Genomic DNA, 7542 nt, shown 5'->3' on the forward strand with positions numbered 1-7542 from the left:
GTGCGAAAAGTTAAATATGTTAAAGTCCGAATGGCCTCATCATCCCGCAGCGGCAAACTGACGCAATGAGGAAAACGGCATGTTTGTCCTCCTCGTACGGACTGTTGGCTGTCATCGCCGCTGACCGGTTTCTTCGTGCTGACTGCAAATGAATGATACTGAACGTTACGTCTGAAAAGTAAATGATAAAATATGGAATACACCATCGTTTTAAGCGAAATAGTTGTATCTTTGCCAACCGTCACACATAATAAATAATAAAAAACAATATGGAGATAGGAGATATGGCGCCCGACTTGCTGGGCCTTGACCACGACGGCCGCGAAGTGCGCCTGAGCGAATATGCCGGCCGGAAGGTGGCATTGTGCTTCTATCCGAAGGACAACACTTCGGGATGTACAGCCGAGGCGTGCAGCCTGCGCGACAACTACGAGGCATTGCGCGAGGCCGGCTACGAAATTATCGGTGTGAGCGTTGACGGGCAGAAATCGCATCGCAACTTCATTGAAAAGCATGCCCTTCCTTTCCGTCTCGTAGCTGACACGGAAAAACAACTTGTGGAGACTTTTGGCGTATGGGCAGAGAAAAGCATGTACGGCCGTAAATACATGGGCACGCTGCGTACCACTTTTATCATCGGCACCGATGGACGCATTGCCGGTATCATCGGTCCGAAACAGATAAAGACCAAAACGCATGGCGAGCAATTGTTGCAGTTGTCCCGGTAATAGTTTCAATAAAAACAGTAAGAACAATCAAACACATTAACCGCAATGGCGAAAAAAGAAATAACCCTTGCAGAGGGTGCAAGCGAGAAACTCAAGGCACTTCAGGCTGCCATGGCCAAAATTGAAAAGGATTTCGGCAAAGGCTCTATCATGAAACTTGGCGACGAGCAGATTGAGAACGTCGACGTCATACCCACAGGCAGCATAGCCCTCAACGCGGCGCTCGGGGTGGGCGGTTTTCCGAAAGGACGTATCATTGAAATATACGGCCCTGAGAGTTCGGGAAAGACGACTCTGGCCATTCACGCCATCGCTGAGGCGCAGAAAGCCGGCGGAATAGCTGCATTTATTGATGCGGAGCATGCTTTCGACCGTTTTTACGCGGCAAAACTCGGCGTCAACGTGGACGAACTCCTCATCTCGCAGCCTGACAACGGCGAACAGGCGCTCGAAATAGCCGACCAGCTCATACGCTCATCGGCAATTGACATCATCGTGATTGACTCCGTGGCTGCGCTTACCCCCAAAGCGGAACTTGAAGGCGACATGGGTGATAACAAAGTGGGCCTGCAGGCACGGCTCATGAGTCAGGCGTTGCGCAAACTCACCTCTACAATCAACAAAACCAACACGACGTGTATTTTCATTAACCAGTTGCGCGAGAAAATCGGTGTCATGTTCGGCAATCCTGAAACAACGACCGGTGGTAACGCCCTTAAGTTCTATGCCAGTGTCCGCCTCGACATCCGCAAGGTGACTACTCTCAAGGACGGCGATACGCCCATCGGCAATCAGGTGCGTGTGAAGGTGGTGAAGAACAAGGTGGCTCCTCCGTTCCGCAAGGCCGAGTTCGAGATAACTTTCGGCGAGGGAATCTCACATATCGGTGAGATTGTAGACCTTGGAACGGAACTTGAAATCATCAAAAAGAGCGGTTCGTGGTTCAGCTATGGAGAATCTAAAATAGGACAGGGGCGTGATGCCGTGAAGCGTTTGCTCAAGGATAATCCCGAGTTGTGTGAAGAACTGGAAGCCAAGATTGCGGAAGCACTCAAAGGTGAGCAGAAGTAGAGAAACGTTCCCCTTGCTGTAGGACTTTGCTCGTTTTTTACAGCGGGGATTTTAAATGGTTTATGAGAACGCTTATTATCGTAGCTTTCATTGGCTGCCTGTTTTCAGGATGTAAGAAGAATGTCGTAGATGACTATGTGAAAGTTTACCGGCAGGCTACGGAAGAAATGGAAAGTGTCGGCTCTACGCAGGATTTCATGCGCGTGAGCCAAAAGAATGAAGAGGCGTTCCGCTGCTTTGAGGCTGAACGCGGAAAGGAGCTGGATGCGCTCGGGGATTCACCGGAAAGTGTGGTGAAACTTATGGAGGCACAACAGCTTTACGGACAGACCGCCGCGGGGAAGGCACAGCATTTTATGCGCTGACCGGCTTTTTTACGGCTTTTGCTGCTCTGGATTTTAATAATATGCACCCACCGGTTCCGACCATGATCTGATCAATAGAATTTATGGCCGGAGCCGGTGGGCGTTTTCTGAAAGATGTGTTATCTGTCGTTTAGAAATTTTTGTCGCCGCAACACATTCAGCAGGCCTTGGCTCATGGTTTCGCAATCTTTTTTTGTATAGCGTATGTCAGTAAAGATTTGTGCCAGTGTTTCGGTTCCGTTGATGCGGACAAATTCTTTATTTTCGGGAAGTTCCTCTTTGGCTGTGTAGTCGCGGTCGATAGTGGCGGGAGTGACTGGCTGGTAAACTTCATCGTGCATGAAAGCCGTTAGTGGCAGCCGGTCGGTTTGCGCCGGTTTTTCGGCAGGATAGCCCAAGGTGATGGAAGCTACCGGCATAACGAGTTCGGGCAGATGCAGTGTGTCGATGATGCCTTCGGGATTGTAGACGGTTGTGCCTAGATAGCAGACTCCTAGGCCTGCCGCTTCTGCCAGTGTGCAGAATGTCTGGCAAAAAAGTAGCGCATCGGTGGCGGCATTGATGAAAGAGAGGAAATTGTCGTAGCCCGGCGTGGCGTGCCGCTCGCGGCACCATGCCGATGTGCGATGGTAGTCCGCGCAAAATGTCAGTACTACCGGCGCCGCTGTCACCATAGGCTGGTTGAAATGAAACGGAGCAAGACGCTGTTTCATTTCTTCGTTTCGTGTCACTACTACGCTGTAGAGTTGCAGATTGCCCATTGTTTGTGTACGGGCAGCCTTTTCAAGAAGTACGCTAAGCAGATTATCGTTAATTGGCTCAGCTGTATATTGGCGTATGGAACGCCGGTTGGCCATCAGGGTCAACAGAGTTTGAAATTTTTCTTTTTCCATAATAGGATGAATGCTTCTTTATGTTTTGGCAAATATACGAAAAACTGGTCGATGGCCTGTTATCAAGGCAAGTCTTTGAGGTGTCTGCGGCAGGATAGCCTTCATTTTTGTGAAACCAATGGGCATTTGATTTTTCAAGTATCCGTGTAGAAATACAGAGAAACGTTGATTATTGATTTCGATACTTGCGAACAAATATTTGCCTTTTGGGAGTGTCTTGTGAAGTTAAAAATGTTAATGTCAGGCAGGGCCTTCACCCACAACCGGACAACTGTTGAAAAAATCGTAACTTTGCAAGGAACCGAAAAATAGTGAAGTCATGAATTCAAACATGTATAAAAAAAACTATACCAAAGAAGATATGCTGGAAATTGCATCGTGGTTTAAGCGCCATGCTGCTGAAATCCCCATGCGCGTGGAACTGGACCGGGCCACAGTATATGAAAATATGCCGGAAACTCTGGCCGCTTATTTCGAAGTATATGATATTCACGGTGACAATCCTACCTTTAGCGGACAGATGCACCAGTTGTTTCTCTTGCGAAGACGGTTGCGCGAGATGGGTATCGGCGTAGAGGACTGACGGCTGCTCTTTCATATCTTTGGCAGATAAGAGGGGAATTGTTCTGCTGAAAGAGGATGGTTTGGGTACAAAGAAAAATGGCTTGCCGGCATTTTGTGGGAACTGAAAATGATTTTGAAAGTATTTTCTCTGACGGGCGGCTAATATATAAAAGAAAATCGTATTTTTGCCGTAGGGAGAGGTAGTGTGACGGATGTCCCGTTTATCTTCAATCTGCTGTCCTGCATATCGCAGTAAGTGTGGACGCCGCTCCTGTCATTAGAATAAAAACAATAAGTTTTACCCCATCATGAAAGTAGCTGAACAAACCTTACAGAAGATAGAGCGTGCTTTGCGCAAAGCTGCCGCAAAGTTTCCTGCCAACGAAGAGACACTGCCGCTCACCGACATTTATTTGCAGGTCAGGCAGGATAGTGGTGAATTACTGATCTTCAACGATGATGAGCAGGAACTGACGCGCTGCGTCGTTGAAGAGTGGATAGGCAATACGGGCGAACATTTCTATGAAGATGTTCAGGACATTCTGCATCAGGTCATAGCTTCCTGTAAGGAGGTTACGGAAAATTTTAATCTGCTCAAGCCTTATTCCTTTGTACTTACAGGGGAGGATCATGAGACAATTGCCGACCTTTATCTGGTAGATGATGAAACTATTCTTATTAACGGCGAACTGATGAAAGGACTTGACGAAGACCTTGAACGTTTTTGGGAAGAACTGGTTAGGAAGTGAGGTTACAGGGGCAGGTTTAATAACTTGCCCTTTTCCTTGCAAATTTAGCTTGATTATTCCTGTGACTATTCCTTGACGATGATATTTCCGATGTGAAAGCTGGTTGCTATCTTCCGTTTCTCATATCCAAACAGCCTCCCGTTCCGCCACTATGGCAGAACGGGAGGCTGTTCTATTGGGAATCCTCAGAACCAGAGTTTACTTCAAATGACTATTAAAGAAATTGCACATACGGGTAAAGAGATGCAGACGCGTCTTTCCACCGTAAATATTGTGGTTGCGGTTCGTATAGATTTGCATGTCAAACTGCTTTCCGGCCTGTACCAGAGCTTCGCTCATTTCCATAGCATTGCGTAAATGTACATTGTCATCGGCCGTGCCGTGAATAATTAAGAGGTGGCCGTTGAGGTTGCTGGCACGTTCCATCGGGTTGATGGCATATCCGCTGCCATTCTCCTTAGGAGTGCGCATGTAGCGTTCTGTGTAGACCGTATCATAATACTTCCAGTTGCTTGGCGCGGCGATAGCAACGCCAGCTTTGAACACTGGCCGGCCGTCGGTCATAGCCATGAGTGTGTTAAATCCGCCGAAACTCCATCCCCATATACCGATATTGTCTTTGTCCACATAGGATAAGGTCCCAAGATAGAGGGCAGCCTCAACCTGATCTTTCGATTCTTGATCGCCTAAACACAGATAGGTGCATTTCTCAAAGTCGGCACCGCGACCACCTGTGCCGCGACCGTCCACACACACGTAGATATAACCCTGTTCAGCCATATAACTTTCAAAAACACCGCCGCCATAGAAACCAAGGTTCCACGAATCGGTGACTTCCTGAGAGGAGGGGCCGCTATACTGGTACATGATAACGGGATATTTGCGCGAAGCATCAAAGTTTTTGGGTTTCACCATCCAGCCGTTCAACTGTACGCCATCAGAAGTCTTAAAAGAAAAGAACTCCTTGGTGGCAGGAAGTGAAGCGGCTTTTTCCTGAAGGGCCTTATTGGTTACCATTGTGGAAAGCGTGCGTCCGGAATTGTCGCAGAGCGTGGTGACCGGAGGCTGTTGAGCCGAACTGTAAACGTTCATGAAATATTTGAACGAGCGGGAGAAAGTGGCACTGTTCGTACCTGCGGCCGAAGAAAGCTTCTTCACCTTTCCGCTGCGGTCGGCTGCGTAAACAGCCTTGCGCAGAGGGCTTTCCTCGCGGCTGGCAAAATAGAAACGTCCTGAAGCCGCATCGTAACCGTAAAAGTCTGTCACTTCAAAGTTGCCTTTCGTTACCTGACGCTCTAACTGTCCGTTCAGAGTGTACCAGTAAAGATGCTGATAGCCGGAACGTTCGGAGAGAAGTGAAAAGTGGTTGCCATAAAATTTCATACCCGTGTAAGCGGCCTCGCGTATGTATTTATCGCTTGTTTCCCGCAATACCAACTTGCATACCTTGGAGCGGGGATTGGCCATGTACATGTCCATCCGGTTTTGATGGCGGTTGAGGGTGATGACGGCCAGTTTCTCCGGATCGCTTGTAAAATGAATGCGGGGTATGTAGCCGTCGCTGTCAACCGGTACGTCTAGTGTGCGGGTAACGCGGCTCTTAATGTCGAAAGCCATCACCTTGACATCTGAGTTCTTGGCGCCGGCTACAGGATATTTATAAGCGTATTCACCTGGGTATTCGTCGTATTCGGAGCGTGTGGGATAGGCACCTTTATACTCCTGAATGCGATAGATGGGCACCTGGCTTTCATCATAGCGCACCCAAGCCAGCATTTTGGAGTCGGCGGAGAAATCAAAAGAGCGGTTGGTGGAAAACTCTTCTTCGTTCACCCAGTCGGGAATGCCGTTGAGTACTTCATTAAACTTGCCATCCTTCGTGACCTGCGTTTCAGCGTTGCCGAACAGGAGCTTCACGATAAAGAGGTTGTTGTCGCGCGCAAAGGCGATGACGTTGCCGTCGGGCGAAAAGAGCGGCACTTGTTGCGGCCCGCCCTCAGAGAGTGGCTCGTAAGTGTTGTTGCGCACGTCATAGATGTAATAAACGGCAGTGTAGGAACGGCGGTAGATAGCTTTTGTCTGAGTTTGCAGGAGTATGCGCGTTTCGTCAGGCGACATGATGTAGCCGTCAATGCCGTTAAGGCGTTTTTCGCCGCGGGCTGTGGCAACGTCAAACACCGTACCTACCTCTTTGCCGGTTTTGAAGGAGCGCCGGATGATGCGTTTACGGTCCGGCGAGAGTTGTGTGTAAGTTTCGCCGTCGTTCATGGGATTGACGCCATGAACGTACTCAGGACTGTATGCCCCGCCCGTAATGTTTTGCAGACTGAGCTGCGTGTTGCCGCCTTGTTGGGCCGACATGCCGCCAATGCCTATAAAGAGGCAGGCAGCCAGGATGAGTATTTTTTTCATATCAGTGATTTGTTCTTTTGTCTGTCAATTTTGATGCAGAGCCGTGAGACAGTATTTCCAACAGATGAATCCGTAATTCTTTATCTCAGTTGTCCGTTGGTGTCCTGCTCACTGTCGCGCAGGATGCTGCACGCTCCGCCGCCGGTAGGTATATCTACGATAAATGCAGGTCCTTCGCCCACGCCCGGTTCGCCCACCTGCGCCGACAGGCAGATATGTCCGCCGGATGTTTTCTCTTCATAGAAATTCATGCCATTAAGGATGTATCCGGCGTTGGCCTCCTCAGAAAGGTAGTCGGCAAAGGCCTCTTTCGTGAATTTTTTCGAGAAAAAATCCTCTCCGTCACGTGTGATGCTCACGGTAACGGTGTTGTCTATATATTCTGCTCCGCTTTGGTCTTTGACTATAGGGAGCGACTTGTCGGCATCAATACTGATGGTTATCTTGTAGTCGTGTCCGCCCAGACGCTTGTCATAATTCATCTCGCGGTGTTCATTCAGTTCCGGCACAGGGCCGCGTACCGCTTTGGCCGATAAGGAATCATTGCTGCCTGTCTTTTTATTTTCGCCACCGCCGCAGCTGCCAAGTGTGAGCATGGCCAGACAAACCGCGAAGTAGGTTATTTTTTTCATGATATAGTTGTTATTTTACAATATTGCGGTACAAAATAACAAAAAGCCCGCCATATCGGCAAGAAATGAAACGCTTTTGTTGGGTGAAAGGGCCTTTTTTCGGGTCAAGCCGAAATTCCGGTGCATTT

9 protein-coding genes are annotated in these 7542 nt (G+C 48.8%); 5 read left to right on the forward strand and 4 right to left on the reverse strand.

Annotation, left to right across the window (positions count from 1 at the left end; translation table 11 throughout):
- On the reverse strand, positions 1-206 hold a 206-nt coding region (locus C5S62_RS13755), incomplete at its 3' end, for a hypothetical protein (protein WP_223301099.1).
- Positions 207-269: 63 nt separating this feature from the next.
- Between C5S62_RS13755 and C5S62_RS01655 the strand changes: the two genes are divergently transcribed.
- From C5S62_RS01655 to C5S62_RS01665, 3 genes are all read left to right on the forward strand, one after another.
- Entirely contained in the window at positions 270-728 is a 459-nt protein-coding gene (locus C5S62_RS01655; protein ID WP_104403786.1) for a peroxiredoxin, read from the forward strand.
- 45 nt (positions 729-773) lie between these two features.
- Entirely contained in the window at positions 774-1799 is a 1026-nt protein-coding gene (recA, locus tag C5S62_RS01660) for a recombinase RecA (protein ID WP_104403787.1), read from the forward strand.
- Between the two features lie 62 nt (positions 1800-1861).
- Positions 1862-2164, forward strand: a complete 303-nt coding sequence (locus C5S62_RS01665) for a hypothetical protein (protein ID WP_133159457.1) — start codon at positions 1862-1864, stop codon at positions 2162-2164.
- Between the two features lie 119 nt (positions 2165-2283).
- On the opposite strand, the gene C5S62_RS01670 is transcribed toward C5S62_RS01665, so the two are convergent.
- A complete protein-coding gene (locus tag C5S62_RS01670) occupies positions 2284-3057 on the reverse strand; it encodes a nitroreductase family protein (RefSeq protein ID WP_371411176.1) in 774 nt (257 codons plus the stop codon).
- A gap of 319 nt (positions 3058-3376) precedes the next feature.
- Here C5S62_RS01670 and C5S62_RS01675 point away from each other — a divergent pair, with 319 nt between their 5' ends.
- Positions 3377-3640, forward strand: a complete 264-nt coding sequence (locus C5S62_RS01675; protein ID WP_104403789.1) for a hypothetical protein — start codon at positions 3377-3379, stop codon at positions 3638-3640.
- Positions 3641-3929: 289 nt separating this feature from the next.
- Positions 3930-4370: a hypothetical protein gene (locus C5S62_RS01680; protein WP_104403790.1), complete on the forward strand. Its 441-nt coding sequence runs from the start codon at positions 3930-3932 to the stop codon at positions 4368-4370.
- A gap of 198 nt (positions 4371-4568) precedes the next feature.
- Here C5S62_RS01680 and C5S62_RS01685 read toward each other — a convergent pair whose 3' ends face one another.
- Both C5S62_RS01685 and C5S62_RS01690 read right to left on the reverse strand, forming a co-directional pair.
- Entirely contained in the window at positions 4569-6782 is a 2214-nt protein-coding gene (locus tag C5S62_RS01685; RefSeq protein ID WP_104403791.1) for a S9 family peptidase, read from the reverse strand.
- 80 nt (positions 6783-6862) lie between these two features.
- Positions 6863-7414: a DUF4738 domain-containing protein gene (locus C5S62_RS01690; RefSeq protein WP_104403792.1), complete on the reverse strand. Its 552-nt coding sequence runs from the start codon at positions 7412-7414 to the stop codon at positions 6863-6865.
- Between the last annotated feature and the right edge of the window lie 128 nt (positions 7415-7542).

The organism is Prevotella sp. MGM2 (genome assembly GCF_002933955.1).
GTDB lineage: Bacteria > Bacteroidota > Bacteroidia > Bacteroidales > Bacteroidaceae > Alloprevotella.